Source organism: Microbacterium sp. NPDC056234, assembly GCF_042267585.1.
GTDB lineage: Bacteria > Actinomycetota > Actinomycetes > Actinomycetales > Microbacteriaceae > Microbacterium.
The window spans coordinates 42,789-63,627 of sequence record NZ_JBHJTE010000006.1 but is presented as its reverse complement, the minus strand read 5'-3'; the positions used below and the strand labels follow the sequence as shown (position 1 = coordinate 63,627).

The 20,839-nt window shown below is 67.6% G+C and carries 17 protein-coding genes; 6 read left to right on the top strand and 11 right to left on the bottom strand.

Annotated elements, in window-relative coordinates:
- Positions 1-18 precede the first annotated feature (18 nt).
- From ACFCYE_RS15940 to ACFCYE_RS15920, 5 genes are all read right to left on the bottom strand, one after another.
- On the bottom strand, positions 19-1,812 hold the full coding sequence (locus tag ACFCYE_RS15940; protein ID WP_376180298.1) for a peptidoglycan D,D-transpeptidase FtsI family protein: 1,794 nt from the start codon (positions 1,810-1,812) through the stop codon (positions 19-21).
- A gap of 13 nt (positions 1,813-1,825) precedes the next feature.
- Positions 1,826-2,425 carry a hypothetical protein gene (locus tag ACFCYE_RS15935; protein WP_376180296.1) on the bottom strand — a complete coding sequence of 200 codons (600 nt, stop codon included), beginning with the start codon at positions 2,423-2,425 and terminating at the stop codon, positions 1,826-1,828.
- Positions 2,422-3,360, bottom strand: coding sequence for a 16S rRNA (cytosine(1402)-N(4))-methyltransferase RsmH (rsmH, locus tag ACFCYE_RS15930; protein ID WP_376180295.1), 939 nt, complete (start codon positions 3,358-3,360; stop codon positions 2,422-2,424). The genes ACFCYE_RS15935 and rsmH overlap by 4 nt, the downstream gene beginning before the upstream one ends.
- A gap of 100 nt (positions 3,361-3,460) precedes the next feature.
- Entirely contained in the window at positions 3,461-3,892 is a 432-nt protein-coding gene (mraZ, locus tag ACFCYE_RS15925; protein WP_376180293.1) for a division/cell wall cluster transcriptional repressor MraZ, read from the bottom strand.
- Between the two features lie 280 nt (positions 3,893-4,172).
- Positions 4,173-4,556 (bottom strand): DUF3040 domain-containing protein, encoded by a 384-nt coding sequence (locus ACFCYE_RS15920; protein WP_376180291.1) that lies wholly within the window; start codon positions 4,554-4,556, stop codon positions 4,173-4,175.
- A 105-nt stretch (positions 4,557-4,661) separates the two neighbouring features.
- Between ACFCYE_RS15920 and ACFCYE_RS15915 the strand changes: the two genes are divergently transcribed.
- Positions 4,662-5,750, top strand: coding sequence for a polyprenyl synthetase family protein (locus tag ACFCYE_RS15915; protein ID WP_376180289.1), 1,089 nt, complete (start codon positions 4,662-4,664; stop codon positions 5,748-5,750).
- A gap of 6 nt (positions 5,751-5,756) precedes the next feature.
- Here ACFCYE_RS15915 and ACFCYE_RS15910 read toward each other — a convergent pair whose 3' ends face one another.
- A complete protein-coding gene (locus tag ACFCYE_RS15910; protein WP_376180287.1) occupies positions 5,757-6,116 on the bottom strand; it encodes an Rv2175c family DNA-binding protein in 360 nt (119 codons plus the stop codon).
- A 122-nt stretch (positions 6,117-6,238) separates the two neighbouring features.
- Between ACFCYE_RS15910 and ACFCYE_RS15905 the strand changes: the two genes are divergently transcribed.
- From ACFCYE_RS15905 to ACFCYE_RS15895, 3 genes are all read left to right on the top strand, one after another.
- A complete protein-coding gene (locus ACFCYE_RS15905) occupies positions 6,239-7,429 on the top strand; it encodes a LysM peptidoglycan-binding domain-containing protein (RefSeq protein ID WP_376180286.1) in 1,191 nt (396 codons plus the stop codon).
- Between the two features lie 79 nt (positions 7,430-7,508).
- Positions 7,509-9,461 (top strand): Stk1 family PASTA domain-containing Ser/Thr kinase, encoded by a 1,953-nt coding sequence (gene pknB / locus ACFCYE_RS15900; RefSeq protein ID WP_376180284.1) that lies wholly within the window; start codon positions 7,509-7,511, stop codon positions 9,459-9,461.
- 35 nt (positions 9,462-9,496) lie between these two features.
- A complete protein-coding gene (locus tag ACFCYE_RS15895) occupies positions 9,497-9,865 on the top strand; it encodes an HNH endonuclease (protein WP_376180282.1) in 369 nt (122 codons plus the stop codon).
- A gap of 24 nt (positions 9,866-9,889) precedes the next feature.
- Here ACFCYE_RS15895 and ACFCYE_RS15890 read toward each other — a convergent pair whose 3' ends face one another.
- A complete protein-coding gene (locus tag ACFCYE_RS15890) occupies positions 9,890-11,230 on the bottom strand; it encodes a class II 3-deoxy-7-phosphoheptulonate synthase (protein ID WP_376180280.1) in 1,341 nt (446 codons plus the stop codon).
- A 39-nt stretch (positions 11,231-11,269) separates the two neighbouring features.
- Positions 11,270-11,968, bottom strand: coding sequence for a lysophospholipid acyltransferase family protein (locus ACFCYE_RS15885; protein ID WP_376180278.1), 699 nt, complete (start codon positions 11,966-11,968; stop codon positions 11,270-11,272).
- Positions 11,969-12,086: 118 nt separating this feature from the next.
- Between ACFCYE_RS15885 and ACFCYE_RS15880 the strand changes: the two genes are divergently transcribed.
- Positions 12,087-13,916: an AMP-dependent synthetase/ligase gene (locus ACFCYE_RS15880; protein ID WP_376180276.1), complete on the top strand. Its 1,830-nt coding sequence runs from the start codon at positions 12,087-12,089 to the stop codon at positions 13,914-13,916.
- A 35-nt stretch (positions 13,917-13,951) separates the two neighbouring features.
- Here the strand turns inward: ACFCYE_RS15880 and ACFCYE_RS15875 are convergent, their stop codons facing one another.
- From ACFCYE_RS15875 to ACFCYE_RS15865, 3 genes are read right to left on the bottom strand one after another with little or no spacing between them, the layout of a single operon-like run.
- On the bottom strand, positions 13,952-14,443 hold the full coding sequence (locus ACFCYE_RS15875; protein ID WP_376180274.1) for a peptide deformylase: 492 nt from the start codon (positions 14,441-14,443) through the stop codon (positions 13,952-13,954).
- Positions 14,443-16,455 (bottom strand): AAA family ATPase, encoded by a 2,013-nt coding sequence (locus tag ACFCYE_RS15870; RefSeq protein ID WP_376180272.1) that lies wholly within the window; start codon positions 16,453-16,455, stop codon positions 14,443-14,445. Before ACFCYE_RS15870 ends, ACFCYE_RS15875 begins: the two co-directional genes overlap by 1 nt.
- Before the next feature lie 40 nt (positions 16,456-16,495).
- Positions 16,496-19,903, bottom strand: a complete 3,408-nt coding sequence (locus tag ACFCYE_RS15865; protein WP_376180270.1) for a pyruvate carboxylase — start codon at positions 19,901-19,903, stop codon at positions 16,496-16,498.
- A gap of 92 nt (positions 19,904-19,995) precedes the next feature.
- Between ACFCYE_RS15865 and ACFCYE_RS15860 the strand changes: the two genes are divergently transcribed.
- Positions 19,996-20,808: a ParA family protein gene (locus ACFCYE_RS15860; RefSeq protein WP_376180268.1), complete on the top strand. Its 813-nt coding sequence runs from the start codon at positions 19,996-19,998 to the stop codon at positions 20,806-20,808.
- Positions 20,809-20,839 lie beyond the last annotated feature (31 nt).

Sequence of the window (20,839 nt, the reverse complement as noted above, 5' to 3'; positions counted from 1 at the left end):
GCGCGGCGGGTGGCCGGCTTAGTTGAACTTGGGGAGCAGCTCGTCCATGGGTTCTGTGGACGGCTTCACCCGATAGGTCTTGAGCACCTGCGTCATCGCCTTCTGGAAGGCTGTGGCGGTGGCGGCAGACGTCCTCAGCTTAGTCGGCTCGTCCATCGTGACCACGACGACGTACTCAGGATCCTCTGCCGGCGCGTACCCCACGATGCTCACGTCGTAGAGCCCGGACTTGTATCCGCCGTGCCCATCCGGCGTCTGCGCGGTGCCGGTCTTGGTCGCGATCCGGTAGCCGGGGACCTCGATCCGTTCGGACAGTCCGCCCTGTACGGCGACGTTCTCGAGCATGCGCTGCACCTGAGTCGCGGTGTTCTCGCTGATGACCTGCTCGTGCTCCGGCGCGTCGGCTTCGACCACGGTGCCGTCGGCGTGCGTGCAGGACTCGATCAGCGAGAGGTCGATGCGCTCCCCGTCGTTCGCGAAGGTCTGGTAGGCGCTGGCGAGCTGCGCGGCGGTGATCGTGAAGTGCTGGCCGAACGTCGTCGTGTACAGCGACTGGTTGTCCCACTTGCTGGCGGGGTGCAGCGTGCCGGGCTCTTCGCCATAAAGGCTGATCGGCGTCTTCTGACCCACCCCGAATTTGGCCAGGTAGTCGTGACGGACTTCAGGGGCGACCATCTCGCCGTACTTCGACAGCGCGACGTTGGACGAATCGATCAGGGCGCCCGCGAGCGTGTAGTTGTACCGCGGGTGCGAGAACGGGTCGTTGATCTCGGCCCCGTTGGGGAAGAACTCGCGGCTCTCGGCCGTTACACCGGTCGACCAGTCAGCCACGCCCTGATCGATGATCGTGGCCGCGGTCACTGCCTTGAACGTGGAGCCCGGTTCGAACGTCTTGGAGAAGATCTGGGAGGTCCAGTAGCCGCTGGGCGTGCCGTCGACATTGTTCGGATCGACCGACGGCCACTCGGCCGCGGCACGGATCTTGCCGGTCTTGACCTCGACCACCGTCACCGTGGCGCTCGCTGCGCCCTGGCGCTGCGCCTCCTCAGCGACCATCTGCTGGAGATACCAGTTCAGGTCGCTGTTGAGCGTGAGCTGCACGGTTCCGCCGTCGACGGCATCCGTCGTGCTCTCGCTGCCGGGGATGACGATGCCGTCCTTGCTGCGACGGTACGTCTGCGAGCCGTCGGTGGGCGCGAGGCACTCGCCGGCCATGCGCTCGACGCCGTACTGTCCCTCGCCCGCACCGTTGAGGAAGCCGACCATCGTGCCGGCCACCGCACCGTTCGGGTACACGCGGACACTGCGGGACTTCATCGCGAGGTACGCCAGCCCCTCGTCCTTCAGTGCCTTCAGCTGCAGATACTGCTCGGTGTTGAGCCCGTTCTTCAGGAAGAGGTACTGCGAATCGGGATTCTCTTCGAGGTTCGCCGCGACGTCGGCGCGCAGCTGTTCACCTGTCGTGCCGATGACAGCCGCGATCTTGTCCGATGCCTCCGCCCACAGGTGCGCTGGCGGATTCTTCTTGTTGTCGTCGACGATGGCGATGAGCGACGGCGAGAGCTGCGCGTCGTAGACCAGCGTGCTCGCTGCGAGCACGGTTCCATCGGCGTCGACGATGCTCCCGCGGTTGCCCGCGATGGTGGTCGTCGTGCCGAGATTTCCGACCTGGAGAGAATCGGACACGTGGTCGTCGGCCGACACCACCTGGATGTCGACCAGTCGGACCACGAATGCTGCGAGAACGGCGAACACGACCGCCAGCGCGACGACGGTACGCCGCCGGGGACCACGGGTTGCACGTGTCGTCATCATGTCTCCGGTCTCAGTGTGTGCTCGGTGTCGGCAGCCCGTCGGTGAGGGGCGGCGGCGTGTCGGATTCCGGCGGCGCCACGGCATCCGCTGCGGTGACCTCCTGGACCGCCTGTTCGTCGGCAGCAGTTGCAGCAGCCGAGGCCGCAACGCGATCGTCGAGCAGCGAGTTCGCGACGGCGCCCGATCCGTTCGGATTCACCGTCGAGACTCCGTCGGCTCCGATTCCGGCGCCGACGACGGCGCCGTCACTGAGCCGGAGATACGAGGCGGTCCCCGCGACGACCATGCCCAGCTCGCTCGCCTTGCCTGCGAGCGCCTGCGGAGAGTTCGTGCCTGCGAGCTGCTCTTCGAGCGCCTGCGTCTGAAGGCCCAGCGAACGCTGCTGGTCCTTCAGCTCGGCGACGACGAACGAGTCGTGCGTCGTCGCGAGAGTGAGCCCCATCTGCGCGGCTCCGATCACCAGCGCACCGGTCAGCGCGACCAGCGCGTACACCAGCTTGGGACGACGCCGCGGCGCCGTCTGCTCGACGGGTCGAAGGCGGCGTCCGCGCTCTTCGCGAGCGGGCGTCTGCGGGGTCGGCCGCAGGCGGGCTGTTGCTTCGGCACTCATGACCGCTCCCTCAGCTTCTCGGCGGCACGCAGCCGCACCGGAATCGCACGCGGATTGCGCGCGCGCTCCTCGTCTCCGGCGAGCTCGGCACCCTTGGTCAGCATCCGGAACCGGGGGGCGTGCTCCGGAAGCTCGACCGGCAGACCTGCCGGGGCGGTCGATGCGGATGCCGCGGCGAACGCCTGCTTGATCAGGCGGTCCTCCAGCGACTGGTACGACATGACCACGATGCGACCGCGGATGTTCAGGGCGTCCATCGCGGACGGGATGGCGTCCGCGAGGACGCTCAGTTCGGAGTTGACCTCGATCCGCAGCGCCTGGAACACGCGCTTGGCGGGGTGTCCGGCACGCTGCGCGGCGGCAGGTGTGGCGGCGACGAGGAGTTCGACGAGCTGGCCCGATCGCTCCAGCGGCGTCTCCTGCCGGGCCTGGACGATGAAACGCGCGTAGCGTCCGGCCAGCTTCTCCTCGCCGTAGCGCTCGAAGATGCGACGAAGGTTGCCTTCGCTGTACGTCGCGAGGACGTCGGCCGCTGTCGTGCCCTTGGTCTGATCCATCCGCATGTCCAGTGGCGCGTCCTTGGAGTACGCGAAGCCGCGCTCCGCTTCGTCCAGCTGCAGGGACGAGACGCCGAGGTCGAACAGGATGCCGTCGGCCCCCTGAGCGTGCAGCCCGATCTCGTCGTACACGGAGTGCACGAAGGAGACGCGCCCGCCGAAGCGAGCCAGACGCTCGGAAGCGATCCGAAGCGCGTCGGTGTCGCGGTCGAGGCCGATGAGGCGGATGTTGTCGAAACGCTCGAGGAACGCCTCGGCGTGCCCGCCCATGCCGAGCGTGGCGTCCACCAGGACGGCGCCGTCATGCTGCAGCGCCGGAGCCAGCAGATCGATGCAGCGCTCCAGGAGGACCGGGGTGTGAATGTCGCGGATGCTCATGATGTCTTCGGGAGACCTTCGACTCTGATCCCCCTCCGCTTCACGACCCGGCACCGGGGAAGTGTGTCGGGGCGGGAGCGGCGGGGCATCACAGTCGAGGTCAGAACAATCCCGGAATCACCTCCTGTTCCAGTTCTGCGTATGTTTCCTCGTTGCTTTCGAGGTAGGTGTTCCAAGCCGCGGCATCCCAGATCTCGGCGTGTGCGCCGACACCGGTCACGACGAGCTCCTTCTCGAGCCCTGCGTACTGGCGCAGGTGCGCCGGGATGGTGATGCGGTTCTGACTGTCGGGCATCTCGGCGCTCGCTCCGGAGAGGAACATGCGCAGGAAGTCACGGGCCTGCTTGTTGCTGAGCGGCGCTTGCCGGATCCGCTCGTGCAGTTCCTCGAACTCGGCCGTGCTGAAGACGTAGAGGCAGCGCTCCTGTCCGCGCGTGACGACGATGCCGCCGGCGAGGTCCTCGCGGAACTTGGCCGGCAGGATGACTCGGCCCTTGTCGTCGAGCTTCGGAGAGTGCGTTCCCAACAACATCGGCCTTCACCCCCTCTTTGTCCGGCCAACTCGAGGTATGCCCCACTTTACTCCACTTTGCTCCACATTCCTACGACCAATCCCACCGATGATGGCGCACCGCGACCCCGCGTCGCCGCGCTCTGCTCGGAATCCCGCGAAATCACGCGCATCGCGGCGCGTGGAGTGAAGTGGAGGGCCAGTGGAGGGCGGGTGGAGCCGAGGGCAGCATCAGCACCCGGAAACGCAAAGAACCCGGATGCTCAGAGCATCCGGGTTCTCGAAGTGGAGAGAAGTGGGGTCAGCGCCCCTCTTGGCGACGATCCCATCGATCGTTCATGCGATCCATGAAGCCGGCCGACGAGGTCGGCCCCTTCTCGCGAGGCGCTTTGGGAACCGAACTCGTCGTGCGACGCACGGGTGTCACGGCGAGCATGACCCCGCCGAGCATGGCGAGGAATCCGACCACGCCGATGGCGATGGCGAAGGCGCCGAGATCGTTTGCCAGCGCCACACCGACGACGAGAGCGCCGATGCCCACCAACAGCAGAACCGCGCCGTAGACGAGGTTGCGATAGCTCAGCACGCGGTCGCCCGAGGGCGCGCTGACAACATCTGCGTCGTTTTGGAGGAGATGGCGTTCCATCTCGTCGAGCAGACGCTGCTCCTGTTCGGACAGTGGCATTCCGTCCCCCTCGGGTTTCGTGTCTTCCAGTCTACCTGCGCACCGGGCTCCGAGGCTAGAGATCGGCTGAGAGGTGTCGCATCCGATCGCCGTAGGCTGGGGTGCGTGCACTCCCCTGCTTCCGTCTCCGATTCCATCGCCACCGCGCTCGAGCAGTTCCTGGATCGAATGCGCGACGAAGCCGCGGAATACGGACCTGACGGCCGCCGGTTCATCGAGTCGGCAGCCGCGACACTGTCGGGCGGAAAGCGCCTGCGAGCACGGTTCTGCCATGCCGGGTGGAGCGCGGTGGCGAGAGCCTCGGAGCGCTCGCTCATCGAACCGGAGGCGCTGTGGCGCCTGTGCGCCGCCCTCGAAGTGTTCCAGGCCGCCGCGCTCGTGCACGACGACCTGATCGACAACTCCGACACGCGACGCGGACGACCCGCTGCGCACCGCGCACTGGAGGCCGAGCATCGCGATGCCGGCTGGAGCGGGGATGCCGCGGCATTCGGACGGTCCGCGGCGGTTCTGGTCGGCGACCTGCTCGTGGCATGGAGCGACGACCTGCTGGAGGACGCCCTGCGGGGCCTGCCGAATGCGCCGGCGGTACGCGCCGAGTACGCCCGCATGCGGCGCGACGTGACGACCGGCCAGTTCCTCGACATCGCCGAAGAATCGGCCTGGAGCGTCAACCCGCTGGATGAGCACGCCGAGCGCGCGCTCCGCGTGATCTCGTTCAAGTCCGCCAGATACAGCGTCGCGCAGCCGTTGCGTCTCGGAGCGGTCCTCGCCGGCGCGGATGCCGAGCAGCTGAGTGCCCTCGACGACTTCGGGATGCCGCTGGGGATGGCGTTCCAGTTGCGCGATGACGTCCTCGGTGTGTTCGGCGACACGGCGCTCACCGGCAAGCCGAGCGGAGACGACCTGCGCGAGGGCAAGCGGACGGTGCTCATCGCCTTCACGCGCGAGCGACTGACCGCATCCGCGCGCGTCGTGCTCGACGAGATGCTCGGCGATGACCTGCTCGACGATGCGCAGATCGCGGCGCTGCAGGCCACGGTGCGCGACAGCGGTGCGCTGGATCGCGTGGAGACGCTGATCGGCGACTACGCGCGGACCGCGGACAGATCACTCATCGGGGCACGGCTGGACAACGCCGCGGTCGGCGAACTGCGAGAGCTCGCCAGAGCCGCCACGACGCGCGTGGCCTGAACCGACTCAGGCGAGGGTGCGCGCGACGCGCCGGACTTCGCTCTTGTGGCCGGCGAGCAGCGCGGCGATCGGCGCGCGGCCGAGCGTGTCGTCCTCGGCGAGCAGCCAGTCGATCGCCTCGTCATCGGTGAGTCCGGCATCCTGCAGCGCGATGATCGTGCCGCGCAGCGAGGAGAGCGGGTGCCCGTCCACGATGAAGAGCGCCGGCACGGCCAGCACTCCGCTGCGCCGAGAGGCGATCAGGTGGTGGTCGTCGATGAGGCGACGCACTCGACTCTGCGATTCGCCCAGCACCTCGACGAGGTCGGGCAGGGTCAGCCAGTCGGTAGGGGTCGATGCGGGGGCAGTCTCAGACACGTTGTTCACTATCTCACCTCCGGCTGACAGGCGCATGTCGCCCCACCAGTCACAGGAGTCACATTCATCACTTCTGTTGACTTCCGTATACATCCGTGTCAGCGTGGACGAGGCGATCAAAGGGGGCTACCTTGAGCCAGCAGACAATGCGCCGCCGTATCCGTCACCTTCAGGTGGGGATCCCGGCCGCGCTCCTGAGCACACTTTCCGGCGCATTCGCGGCCGCCCCGGCGACCGCAGCAGAGACCACGACGGGCGCTATCGAGCGCACACATGTTCTCGGCGCTCGCACGCTGCCGACGGCGGCGCCGTTGCCGGCGACGCACACCGTCCGCTCCGGCGATACCGTGTGGGCCATAGCGCGCAACTACGGCCTGCGTTCCGCCGACCTGGTGTCGTGGAACGGATTGGGCGCTGATGCGCTGATCCGCCCGGGCCAGGTACTGCGTCTGACGCCGGCATCCCCCGCGTCCAGCACTGTCCCCGTCGCCCCCGCTCCCGCGGCTCCGTCTGTCCACACGCACATCGTCGTCGCCGGCGACACCATCACGCGCATCGCCGCGAAGTACGCCACCACGATCGACGCCGTCCTGGCGGCGAATGGTCTTTCGCGCTCTTCGATCATCTATCCGGGTCAGAAGATCCGAATCGCGGGCACCGCCGCTCCTACACCGGCCCCGGCATCGACCCCTGCCCCGGCATCCGCCCCGGCTCCGGCGTCGAACACCGCCGCCACCCACACGGTCGTCGCCGGCGACACCATCACCGGCATCGCGAAGAAGTACGCCACCACGATCAGTGCGATCTTCGCGGCTAACGGACTCTCCGGCTCCTCGATCATCTATCCGGGCCAGAAGATCGCGATCCCCGGCAAGCAGGAAGCCGCGGCCACCGACCACGGCCCGAAGACCGCGACGCTGAATGCTCCGCAGACCGAGAACGCCCTCATGATCATCCGTATCGGTCGAGAACTCGGCGTCTCGGACCGAGGGATCGCCATCGCGCTCGCGACGAGCATGGTCGAGTCCTGGCTGCGCAATCTGGATTGGGGCGACCGCGACTCGCTCGGCCTGTTCCAGCAGCGTCCGAGCACCGGCTGGGGCACGGCGGAGGAGATCCGCAATCGCGACTACGCGATCCGCACCTTCTTCACCGGGAACACGAATCCGGACGGCACCATGACGCATGGACTCCTCGACGTCACCGGGTGGGAGACGATGCGATTCACCGACGCGGCGCAGGCCGTCCAGAAGTCCGCCTTCCCCGAGCGCTACGGCCAGTGGGAGCAGGCGTCCTATCAGTGGCTCGCGCAGCTCGGATGACGGCGAACTCCGCTGCCGGGATGGCCGCAGGGGTGAGGCGTTGCCGGGGCTTTCAGCCTGTTCTCCGTAGACTTTCTTCGTGACGACGAATCAGCAGGCCGACCCCCTCATCGGGCGGCTTGTCGACGGACGCTATCGCGTACGCGCCCGGATCGCCCGAGGCGGCATGGCCACCGTGTACGTCGCCACGGATCTGAGACTCGAGCGACGCATCGCCCTGAAGGTGATGCACGCTCACCTCAGCGATGATTCGAACTTCCAGAGCCGGTTCATCCAGGAGGCGCGGGCGGCGGCGCGTCTCGCCGACCCGCACGTGGTCAACGTGTTCGACCAGGGCCAGGACGGCGAACTCGCCTACCTGGTGATGGAGTACCTCCCCGGAATCACGCTGCGTGAGCTCATGCGCGAACAGCGACGTCTGACGATCCCGCAGACCATCACCATCATGGATGCCGTGCTCGCCGGCCTCGCTGCCGCGCACCGCGGCGGGATCGTGCACCGCGATGTGAAGCCCGAGAACGTGCTGCTGGCCGAGGACGGCCGCATCAAGATCGGCGACTTCGGTCTGGCTCGTGCCACCACGGCGAACACGGCGACAGGCGCTCAGCTGCTCGGAACGATCGCGTATCTCGCGCCCGAACTCGTCACACGCGGCACAGCCGATGCCCGCAGCGACATCTACGCTCTCGGCATCATGCTGTACGAGATGCTGACCGGCGAGCAGCCCTACAAGGGCGAGCAGCCCATGCAGATCGCGTTCCAGCACGCGACGGAGTCGGTGCCGCGCCCGAGCGCACGCAATCCATCCGTGCCGGAGCCGCTGGACGAGCTTGTGCTGTGGGCGACCGAACGCAGCCCGCAGGAGCGACCTGACGACGCCCAGGCGATGTTGAACCGACTCCGCGAGATCGAGAAGGAGCTCGGCATCGCTCCTCAGGTCGCCGCGGCGACCTCTCCCCCGGCCCGTTCGCAGCTCGACTCCGGAGACGTCACCAAGGTGCTGCCCGGCACTGCCGTCATCGCGGATCCGACCGGCCCGGTGAACGAGCAGGTGGACAACGCGACGCTGCTGCGCCGACGCACGTCGCGTCGACGCGCGCGCGGCGCCTTCCTGCTCGCGCTCGTGCTGCTGCTCGCGACGCTCGCCGGCGGCATCGGCTGGTGGTTCGGCTCGGGTCCCGGATCCCTGGTCGCGGTTCCCGACGTCGCGGGAGTGAGCTTCGAGGCCGCGCAGTCCGAACTCGCAGAACACGATCTCGTCGCCGTCGAGGCGCATGCGAACGCGGTCGACGTCGACGCCGGACTGGCCATCCGCAGCGACCCCGAACCCGGCGAGCGGCTCGACAAGGGCGCGGAGGTGACGGTCTACATCTCCGACGGCCCTGCCTCGCACACCCTGGAGGCACTGAACGGCCGGACGGAGCAGGATGCCAGGGATTACCTGGGCTCCGTGAACGTGAACGTCCAGGACGAGACACTCGAGCTGTACTCCTCTGCCGACGCGGACGTCGTCATCAACGCGTACGTCACGCCGCGGGCAGGTGGCGACAGCTACGAATGCGGCGAAGGCTGCGACATCCTTGAGGACGACACCGTCGAGCTCTACGTTTCGCTGGGCCCGCTGCCCGACGTCGTCGGAATGTCGGCAGAGGATGCCGTGGCAGCCCTTGACGAGAAGGGCATCTCGGTCACCGAGCAGTCCGAGGAGTACAGCGACGATGTCGAGGCCGGCATCGTGATGTCCATGGCAGAGCGCGACCCGAGCGGCAACTGGCGCCCCGGCGATTCCACGTCGCTCGTGGTCTCGAAGGGACCGCAGCTGTTCGAGGTTCCGGACGTCGGCGGGATGACGCTGACAGAGGCGAAGCAGGCGCTTGCCGAGGCCTCAGGCGGGTTCACCGCGAGCTATGCCGCCTGGGGCGATCTCCCCGGTTTCGCCGATATGGCGATCGTGACCGGCCAGACCCCCGGTTCCGACGCGTCACTTCGCGCGGGATCGAACGTCGAGCTCACCATCCAGCTCAGCGGCTGAGCGCCGATGGGCCGGCCGCGCAGTACGGTTGATCCGTGCAGCCCCGCCGCAGGTTCCCCACCGCTTCGAACGCGTCACGGGCGCGCTATGCGAAGCGACGGCAGCGGCGTCTCGACCGCGTGGACAACGATCTCACCACAGCGCAATGGGCCGACATTCTCGCAGCCTGGGGCGGATGCGCCTACTGCCGCGTGACTGGTCTCCCGCTTCAGCGCGACTGCGTCCAGCCGATTTCCCGCGGCGGCCGATACACACTCGAGAACGTCGTGCCCGCCTGCGCGTCATGCAATGCCAGCAAGCACAACAACGAGGTCACCGCCTGGCTGCGGCGCAAGAAGCTCGACGAACGCGCGTTCCTGCTCCGGCACGCGACCATCCTGTCGGCGTTCCGTTCGGTCGATTGACCGAACGGAACTGCGTTACCAGGGTCAGCGCTTCTCGAGCTCCTCTGCCACGAGGAATGCCAGCTCCAGGCTCTGCATGTGGTTGAGGCGGGGATCGCACAGCGACTCGTAGCGCGTCGCGAGGTCCGCCTCGTCGATGTGCTCAGACCCGCCGAGGCACTCGGTGACATCGTCACCGGTGAGCTCGACATGGATGCCGCCGGGGAACGTGCCGACGGCGCGGTGCGCCTCGAAGAAGCCGCGCACCTCGTCGACGACATCGTCGAAGCGACGGGTCTTGTATCCGGTCGGCGTGGTGATGCCGTTACCGTGCATGGGGTCGGTGACCCAGAGCGGGGTCGCGCCGGCATCCTTCACGGCCTCCAGCAGCGGCGGAAGCGCATCGCGGATCTTGCCAGCGCCCATGCGCGTGATGAACGTGAGCCGACCGGGCTCGCGCTCGGGGTCGAGCTTGTCGATGAGCGCCAGCGCCGTCTCGGGCGAGGTCGTCGGGCCGAGCTTGACGCCGATGGGATTGCGGATCTTGGAGAAGTAGTCGACGTGCGCGCCGTCGAGCTCACGCGTGCGCTCCCCGATCCACAGGAAGTGCGCCGACGTGTTGTAGGGCGTGTCCGTGCGGGAGTCGATGCGGGTCATCGGGCGCTCGTAGTCCATCAGCAGGCCCTCGTGACCCGTGAAGAACTCGACGCGCTTGAGCTCGTCGAAGTCGGCCCCTGCGGCCTCCATGAATTTGATGGCGCGATCGATTTCGCTCGCCATCCGCTCGTAGCGCTGGTTCGCGGGGTTCTGCGCGAAGCCCTTGTTCCACGAGTGGACCTCGCGGAGGTCGGCGAAGCCGCCCTGCGTGAACGCACGGATGAGGTTCAGTGTGGATGCCGCCGTGTGATATCCCTGCAGCAGCCGACCGGGGTCGGCGGTGCGGGAGGTCTCGGTGAAGTCGTAGCCGTTGACGATGTCGCCGCGGTAGGCGGGCAGGGTGATGTCGCCACGGGTCTCAGAGTCGCTGGAGCGGGGCTTCGCGAACTGACCTGCCATCCGGCCCATCTTCACGATGGGCATGGAGGCGCCGTAGGTGAGCACGACCGCCATCTGCAGGACCGTCTTGATCCGGTTGCGGATCTGCTCGGCCGTCGCACCGGCGAACGTCTCGGCGCAGTCGCCTCCCTGCAGGAGGAAGGCCTGCCCTGATGCAGCCCGCGCCAGCCGATCGCGGAGGTTGTCCACCTCGCCCGCGAAGACCAGCGGAGGCAGCGCCGCGATCTGACCGGAGACCTCGGCGACGCGATCCGCATCGGGCCACTGCGGCTGCTGCTTGATCGGAAGTGCGCGCCAGGCGTCGAGTGCTGCGTCATGCGGGTTCGGCATGTTCCCCAGCTTACTGGGGCGCGATGCCCCTCCGACGCGTCAGGAGCGCCGTGTGACGCCGGCGGGGAGGCGGTCCTTCACCGTGGACGCGTAGACGTCGTCGTACTCCTGCTCGCCGAGGCGCTGCAGCGCGATCATGATCTCGTCCGTGACGGAACGGAGGATGTATCGATCGTTCTCCATGCCCTCGTACCGGGAGAAGTCCAGCGGCTCACCGATGACGATTCCCACGCGCACGATGTTCGGCAGGCGCTGACCGATCGGCATCGCCGTGTCGGTGTCGACCATCACCACCGGGATCACCGGGACCTTCGCCTCGAGCGCCATGCGCGCGATCCCCGTGCGCCCCCGGTAGAGCCTGCCGTCGGGGCTTCGTGTGCCTTCGGGATAGATGCCGAGCAGGTCGCCGCGTCCGAGCACCTGCAACCCGGTGTTGAGAGAAGCTTCCGACGCCTTGCCGCCCGAGCGGTCGATCGGGATCTGACCGGTCGCCTTCATGAAGAAGCGCGTGGCCCAGCCCTTGATCCCGCGGCCCGTGAAGTAGTCGCTCTTGGCGAGGAACGACATCGGCCGGTCGATCACCAGCGGCAGGAAGATCGAGTCCGCGAATGACAGATGGTTGCTGGCGAGGATCGCCGCACCCGTCGTCGGCACGTTGCGCCGACCCACGATCCAGGGGCGGAAGATCGCCTTGACGATGGGGCCGATCGCGACATACTTCATCAGCCAGTAGAACATCGATGTGCAGTCTAGCGCCCAGTCGATACCTGCGACGCAGTCCCATATCCCGTGCGACTGAATGCCATGCCTTAGACTCGAGAAAACCACGTGCCCGACCGGTACCGAAGGAGCTGCCATGGTCCAGTTCGATGTTCCCGCAATCGTCCCAGCCGACCCCGATGCCAACATCACAGACCTGCTCGTCGAGAGGGTCAAGGCGACTCCGAATCGCGCCCTGTTCTCGGTCCCGCAGGGAGACGGATGGCGCGACATCACGGCCGCCGACTTCCAGACGGCCGTGGTCGCGCTGGCCAAGGGTTTCGTCGCCGCCGGCATCCAACCCGGCGACAAGATCGGCTTCATCGCGCGCACCACATACCAGTGGACGCTCATCGACTTCGCGCTGTTCTACGCCGGAGCCGTCATGGTGCCGGTGTACGAGACCAGCTCCCCCGCGCAGATCCAGTGGATCATGGAGGACTCCGGCGCGATCGCCCTCATCGTGGAGTCTTCCGATCACTTCCAGCGATTCGATGAGGTCCGCGGCGACCTGCCGCTGGTGCGCGAGGTGTGGCAGATGCACCTGGGCGCCGTCGACACACTCACCGCTCAGGGAGCATCGATCGAGGATGCCGAGATCGAACGCCGCCGTCTGATCGCGGTCGGCAGCGACATCGCCACTCTGATCTACACCTCCGGCTCGACAGGTCGGCCGAAGGGGTGCGTGCTGACGCACAGCAACTTCGTCGAGTTGACACGCAACTCCTCCAAGTCGCTGGATTCCGTTCTCTCGATGCCCGGCGCGTCCACCGTGCTGTTCATCACCACGGCGCACGTGTTCGCCCGCTTCATCTCGATCCTCAACATCCACGCGGGCGTGCGCACCGGGCACCAGCCCGACACCAAGCAGTTGCTGCCCGCGCTCGGATCGTTCAAGCCGACGTTCCTGCTGGCGGTGCCGCGAGTGTTCGAGAAGGTCTACAACTCCGCCGAGCAGAAGGCCGAGGCCGGCGGCAAGGGCAAGATCTTCCACGCCGCCGCAGCCGCAGCCATCGAGCACTCCCGGCTCCTCGAAGAAGGGCGAAAGATCCCCTTCGGGTTGAAGATCAAGTTCGCGCTGTTCGACAAGCTGGTCTACTCGAAGCTCCGCGCCGCGATGGGCGGCAACATCGCCTACGCGATCTCGGGCTCCGCTCCCCTCGGCCCGCGCCTCGGGCATTTCTTCCACAGCCTCGGCGTGGTGATCCTGGAGGGCTACGGCCTGACCGAGACCACGGCGCCGGCCACCGTCAATCAGGGCGACAAGTCCAAGATCGGCACTGTCGGTCCTGCCCTGCCCGGTGTCAGCGTCCGCCTCGCAGAGGACGGCGAGATCGAGGTCAAGGGCGTCAACGTCTTCAAGGAGTACTGGAACAACCCGGAGGCCACGGCTACGGCCTTCGACGACGGATGGTTCCGCACCGGCGACATCGGCTCCTTCGACAGCGAAGGATTCCTCACGATCACCGGGCGCAAGAAGGAGATCATCGTCACGGCAGGCGGCAAGAACGTCGCACCCGCAGCGCTCGAGGACCCCATCCGCGCGAATCCCGTCGTCGGCCAGGTGGTCGTCGTTGGCGACCAGAAGCCGTTCATCTCGGCGCTGATCACGCTCGACCCCGAGATGCTGCCGACGTGGCTCGCGAACAACGGCCTCGACGGCTCGATGTCGCTCGCCGAAGCATCCCGCAACGCGGCGGTTCGCGCCGAGGTGCAGCGCGCGGTCGACGTCGCCAACGCTGCCGTGTCCCGCGCCGAGTCGATTCGCAAGTTCACGATCCTCGAATCCGAGTGGACCGAGGCATCCGGCCATTTGACGCCGAAGATGTCGATCAAGCGCAACGTCATCATGACGGACTTCGCCGACGAGATCGCCGCGATCTACGACGAGCCGGTGCAGACCACGAACGTCGCCCTCGGCGGCTGACGCTCCCGCCCGAGTTCAGCGAGGGCAGCGCGGTGTCAGAACCAGCTGCTCTCGCGGACCTCGCGCATCGCGATCTTGCGCGTCTCCGGGGCGAGGCGTGACAGGTACACCGTGCCGTCCAGGTGGTCCGTCTCGTGCTGCAGCGCCTGGGCGAGCAGCCCTTCGCCTTCCAGGACGACCGCGTTCCCATCGAGATCGATGCCCTCCACGCGCGCCCACGGGTGCCGCATCGCGTCGTGCCAGAGTCCGGGCACCGACAGGCATCCCTCGCCGGTCGGAACGGGCTCGCCTCGCACCTCGACGAGCACGGGGTTGAGCACGTAACCGATGTCGCCATCGATGTTGTAGCTGAACGCGCGCAACGCCACGCCGATCTGATTCGCGGCGACGCCCGCGCGACCCGGCAGTTCGACGGTGTCGACGAGGTCGGCCACCAGCGACCGGATGCCGTCATCGATGTCATCGATCGGTGCGCACACCGTGCGCAGCACGGGGTCGCCGAACAGACGGATCTCCCGCACGGACATCAGGCGGCGCTCGCCCGCAGGCCCTCGACGAGCAGGGCGGCCAGCTCCCTGGCGGCCTGTCGCGTCTCCGGCAGCAACGACGTGAACACGATCGGCCCCCCGCCGGCGATCTGCGGGTCGTACGGCATCCGTACGACGTGACGGGCACGCGTGGCGAAGTGCGTTTCCAACTCGTTCAACCGGACCAGCGGGCTGCCAGGGGTGGACTGGTTGAGCACGATGATCGCGTCGCGAGCCTGGGCCGAGTACCCGTTCGTCTCGAGCCAGGTCAGCGTCTCGGACGCGAGGCGAGCTTCGTCGACGCTCAGACCGGACACGATCACCAGCTGGTCGGCGAGCTCGAGCGTCGCCCCCATGACGGAATGCACGATGCCGGTTCCGGTGTCGGTGAGCACCAGCGAGTAGTAGTGCGCCGCGACATCGGCGACGTCGCGGTAGTCGGCATCCCCGAAGGCATCCGCGATGCGCGGGTCGGTATCCGACGCGAGGACGTCGAGCCGTGTGGTGTCACGCGCGACGATCGCCGAGATGTCGTGGTAGCCGCGCACGTCGTCGTGGATGCGAACGAGGTCGCGCACGGACTTGCTGTGCGAACCGACGATGCGCTCTGCGAGCGTTCCACGATCCGGATTGGCGTCCACCGCGATCACGCGGTCGTCTCTGGCATCGGCAAGTGCCATTCCCAGAAGCGCGGTGATCGTCGTCTTGCCGACACCGCCCTTGCGCGAGAGGACCGGCACGAAGCGCGCACCACCCGTCAACGGAGCCGCGATCTTGGTCGACAGCGCCTTACGTGCCTTGGCCTTCTTGCCATCGCCGATGTTGATGCGGCGCCCGGACACGGTGTACAGGAAGTGACTCCATGCTCCCTCGGGCTCCGGCTTGGTGACCTGGTGCGGATCGAGCAGCCGATCGGCGGTCAGCAGGTCGGCCGACTCGCGCGTCGACTGTCCGAGCTGGTCGCCCAGCCGCTTCGACGTCAGTTCGACGTCGGCCCTGACCGGTGTCGTCGTGCGGGGCGCGAGCGAGGTCTCGGAGGACGCCGCTCGGGGATCCTTATCAGTGCTCACTGTCTCGTCCTGTTCCTCAGCGGGATCGGATGCTTCGCCTGCCGCAGCCCGTTCGACCGTCGCCACCCATGCGGAGCTCGGACGGACGGCGGTCGCCGCCGCCGGTTCTGCAGGTGCGACGCGCTCGGGCGCGGGGTCGGACGTCGCTGCGGGGCGCACCGGCTCCGTGCGCTCGGCGGTGATCTCGCCCGAGACCGCAGGCTCCACCCGTGCGCTCTCGGTGGCGGAAGACGCCGACGGCGTCGACTTCGGCGGCGCGGCCGCCCCAGCGCCCGCAGCGGTCTGCCCGGATACCGGCTTCGACTTCGCCTTTGTCTTGGTCGGCTTGGGCTGCTTCGCAGGCCGAGCCGCGGAGAGCACGGGTGCGCTCGCTGCGACCGCCTCAGGGGCCGGCGCCGCATCCTCGGTCTCCGGACGGTCGACCGGCGCTGACGCGTCACCGCTCGACTGCGCGACGAGCTCCGGTTCTGCATCAGGATCCGACTCGGTCTGCGCCTCGGCATCCTGTTCGATGACGAGATCGACGGAAGCCGTGGCGGAATCGGCATCGTTCGCGGCGATTCGATCGGCGAGCTCATCCTGATCGAGCACGACTTCTGCCGTCACAGCGTCTTCGGCGTCGTCGACGGTCACCGACGGCAACTCCTCCGCGGGGACTTCGATCACGATGTCGATGCCGCCGTCCTTGATGCGACCGATGACGTCGGCCGCCGACGCGGGCTCCAGCTCGGGAGCGGGGTCGAGAATCAGCTCGGCGGCGACCTCGCCATCGACGACGGCATGGTCGTCGAGGAAGTCGTCGTCGTCGCCCATCGGGATCGTCAGGTTCACCTGAGCGGTGCCTGGAAGGATGCCGATGCCAGCCGTGTCCAGAGATGCGGCGTCATCCAGCACCCCGAGCGAATCATCGTCGTCGGGTAGATCGGTGTTCTTCGCGGTCATGTCTCACTCCCAGTCGTGCAGCATGCACGCCCGGTCAAGGTTACTGGCCAGGGCGGATGACGACCAAAAGGTCACCAGCGTCCACCTGCGCCGTCTCGGCGATCGCGAGTCGATCGACCACGCCGTCGACGGGTGCGGTGATCGCCGCTTCCATCTTCATCGCCTCGATGGATGCGACGGGTTCACCGGCTCTGACCGACGCACCGACCTCGGTCTTCAGGGTGACGACACCCGAGAACGGTGCGGCCACCTGACCGGGCTTGGAGGTATCCGCCTTCTCGGCCTCGTGCACCTCGACCGTGACTGCGCGATCGCGCACGAAGACCGGGCGCAACTGACCGTTCAGCGTGGTCATCACCGTCCGCATGCCGCGCTCGTCGGCGTCGCCGATCGCTTCGAGTCCGACATACAGCTGCACGCCGCGATCGATCTCGACCAGATGCTCCTGACCCTGCACGAGACCGAACAGATAGTCGCTGGTGTCGAGCACGGAGAGATCGCCGAACAGGTCTCGACGCTGAGCGAACTCCCGCGTCGGCGCGGGGAACAGCAGCTGGTTCAGACGCGCACGCCGCTGAGTGCTGGAGCCTGCGAGCTCCTGCTCGTCCTCGCCGGTGATCTCGGCGAGGCCGGGGCGCACCGTTCGCCCCGCGAGGACCTTCGTGCGGAACGGCTCCGGCCAGCCGCCCGGGAGGTCTCCGAGCTCGCCGGCCATGAAGCCGACGACCGAGTCCGGCACGTCGTACTTCTCGGGGTTGGCTTCGAAGTCCGCAGGGTCCGCCTTGACGGCAGCCAGGTGCAGAGCCAGATCGCCGACCACCTTGGACGACGGCGTGACCTTCGGGACGCGACCGAGGATCCGGTCCGCGGCTGCGTACATGTCCTCGATGAGCTCGAAGTCGTCGGCGAGGCCGAGTGCCTTCGCCTGCTGCCGCAGGTTCGAGAGCTGACCGCCGGGGATCTCGTGGTGATACACGCGCCCCGTGGGCCCCGGAAGACCGGACTCGAACGGCGCATACGTCTTGCGGACGGCCTCCCAGTAGGGCTCGAGGTCGCTGACGCCGCCGAGGTCGATGCCGCTGTCGCGCTCGGTGTGCGCAAGCGACGCGACGAGTGAGGAGAGCGAGGGCTGACTCGTCGTTCCCGACAGCGGAGCGGATGCGGCATCCACCGCGTCGACACCCGCGGCACTCGCGGCGAGGAGCGTCGCGAGCTGTCCACCAGGGGTGTCGTGCGTGTGCAGGTGCACGGGGAGGTCGAACCGCTCGCGCAGCGCCGACACGAGCTTCGCCGCCGCAGCAGGACGCAGGAGCCCTGCCATGTCCTTGATGGCGAGGATGTGCGCGCCGGAATCGACGATCTGCTCGGCCAGCCGCAGGTAATAGTCCAGCGTGTACAGGTCTTCCGCGGGGTTCAGCAGGTCACCGGTGTAACAGAGGGCGACCTCCGCGACAGCCGTGCCGGTCGCACGCACCGCGTCGATCGCCGGGCGCATCTGGGAGACGTCGTTGAGCGCGTCGAAGATGCGGAAGATGTCGACGCCGCTGGTCGCCGCCTCGTGCACGAAGGCATCCGTCACGGCGGTCGGGTACGGGGTGTAGCCGACCGTGTTGCGTCCGCGGAGCAGCATCTGGATCGCGATGCTCGGCAGCGCGGTGCGCAGCTTGTCCAGACGTTCCCATGGGTCCTCTCCGAGGAAGCGCAGCGCGACGTCGTAGGTCGCACCGCCCCACGCCTCGACGGACAGCAGATCGGGAGTGAGGCGGGCGAGGTACGGCGCCGCCGCGACGAGGTCGCGAGTGCGCACGCGCGTCGCGAGCAGCGACTGGTGCGCGTCCCGGAACGTGGTGTCCGTGATCGCCAGTGCCTTCTGCTGACGCAGCGCGGCGGCGAAGGCATCCGGCCCGAGCTCCTGCAGACGCTGGCGGGATCCGGGAACGGGTGTCGTGGACAGATCGAGCGCAGGCAGCTTCGTGCGCGGGTCAGCGGTGCCAGGGTGCGCACCGTTGGGCTTGTTGACGGTGACATCCACGAGCCAGTTGAGGATCTTGGTGCCGCGGTCCTTCGAGACCCGGCCCTTGAGCAGTTCCGGGCGCTCATCGATGAAGGACGTGCTCACGTCGCCTGCGATGAACGCCTCGTCCTCGAGCAGTGCCTGCAGGAACGGGATGTTCGTCGAGACCCCGCGGATGCGGAACTCCGCGAGCGCGCGTCGCGCGCGAGCCACGGCCGCCGGGAAGTCGCGTCCGCGGCAGGTCAGCTTCGACAGCATGGAGTCGAAGTGCGGGCTGATCTGGGCGCCCTGGTGCACCGTGCCGCCGTCCAGGCGGATGCCCGCGCCGCCCGGCGAGCGATACGTGGTGATCTTGCCGGTGTCCGGCCGGAATCCCTGTGTCGGATCCTCGGTGGTGATGCGGCACTGCAGAGCGGCGCCACGCAGCTGGATGCGGTCCTGGACCAGACCGAGCTCGGCGAGGGTCTGACCGGCCGCGATCCGCATCTGCGTCTGGACGAGATCGACGTCGGTCACCTCCTCGGTCACGGTGTGCTCGACCTGGATGCGAGGGTTCATCTCGATGAAGACGACCTCGCCGGTGCGCTCCCCCGCGGTCTCCAGAAGGAACTCCACCGTGCCCGCGTTCTCGTAACCGATCGACCGGGCGAAGGCGATGGCATAGCCGTGCAGCGCCCGTCGGATGTCATCGTCCAGGTTCGGTGCCGGCGCGATCTCCACGACCTTCTGGTGCCGACGCTGCACCGAGCAGTCGCGTTCGAAGAGGTGAACGGTCTCGCCGCTCTTGTCGGCGACGATCTGCACCTCGATGTGCCGGGGGCGGACGACTGCCTGCTCCAGGAACATCCGGGGGTCGCCGAAGGCGCTCGCGGCCTCGCGCATGGCCTCGGCAAGGGCCGGAGCCAGCTCGGCCCTGCCCTCGACGCGGCGCATGCCGCGTCCGCCGCCGCCGGCGACCGCCTTGGCGAAGAGCGGGAAGCCGATGTCGTCGGCCTGGGCGAGGAGCGCGTCGACGTCGTCGGATGCCTCGGTGGAACGCAGCACCGGCACACCGGCCTCGACGGCGTGCCGCTTCGCCTCCACCTTGTTGCCCGCCATCTCGAGGACGGCGGCAGGCGGCCCGATGAAGACGATGCCGTTCGCGGCCGCCTTCTCCGCCAGCTCCGGGTTCTCCGAGAGGAAGCCGTAGCCGGGATAGATCGCGTCGGCGCCGGACTCGAGCGCGACGCGGATGATCTCGTCCACGTCGAGATAGGCGCGAACGGGATGCCCTCGTTCACCGATCACGTACGCTTCATCGGCCTTCAGCCGATGAACGGATCCGCGGTCTTCGTGCGGGAAGACGGCGACCGTCCTCGCCCCGACTTCGAACGCCGCACGGAAGGCGCGGATCGCGATCTCGCCGCGATTGGCCACAAGGATCTTCTGGAACATGCACACCTCTGGTTGCTCGATGCACGCGTGGATCCGCATGCAAGGGCGGGGCTGAGTGTCTCCCCAGACTAGGGCAAGGTAACGTGGAGTCCGTGCACGTACTCAGCGTCAGCTCTCTCAAGGGAGGCGTCGGCAAGACGACCGTGACCCTCGGCTTGGCCTCAGCGGCCTTCGCCCGTGGCGTCCGGACCCTCGTCGTCGACCTCGACCCGCAGTCCGATGTCTCCACGGGGATGGACATCCAGGTCGCCGGGCGGCTCAACGTCGCTGACGTCCTGGCGAACCCGAAGGAGAAGATCGTGCGTCAGGCGATCACCTCCAGCGGGTGGGCGAAGGTGCACCCCGGCACGATCGATGTGCTCATCGGAAGCCCGTCGGCCATCAACTTCGACGGCCCGCACCCCAGCGTCCGAGACGTATGGAAGATGGAAGAGGCTCTCGCCTCGGTCGAGTCGGACTACGACCTCGTCCTGATCGACTGCGCGCCGTCGCTGAACGCCCTCACCCGCACCGCCTGGGCTGCGAGCGACCGCGTGATGGTCGTCACCGAACCGGGACTCTTCTCCGTCGCCGCCGCCGACCGCGCGCTCCGCGCGATCGAGGAGATCCGGCGCGGTCTCTCCCCTCGCCTGCAGCCGCTCGGCATCGTCGTGAACCGCGTGCGCCCGCAGTCGATCGAGCACCAGTTCCGCATCAAGGAGCTGCGCGACATGTTCGGTCCGCTCGTCCTTTCACCTCAGCTTCCGGAGCGGACGTCGCTCCAGCAGGCCCAGGGCGCCGCCAAGCCGTTGCACATCTGGCCCGGAGACTCCGCTCAGGAACTCGCCGCCGACTTCGATCTGCTGCTGGACCGGATCATCCGCACCGGTCGCATCCCCCTCTCCGAGACCGGCCCGAAGGCCTGACACCGAGACCTCCCGGCAATTGCGAAACCCC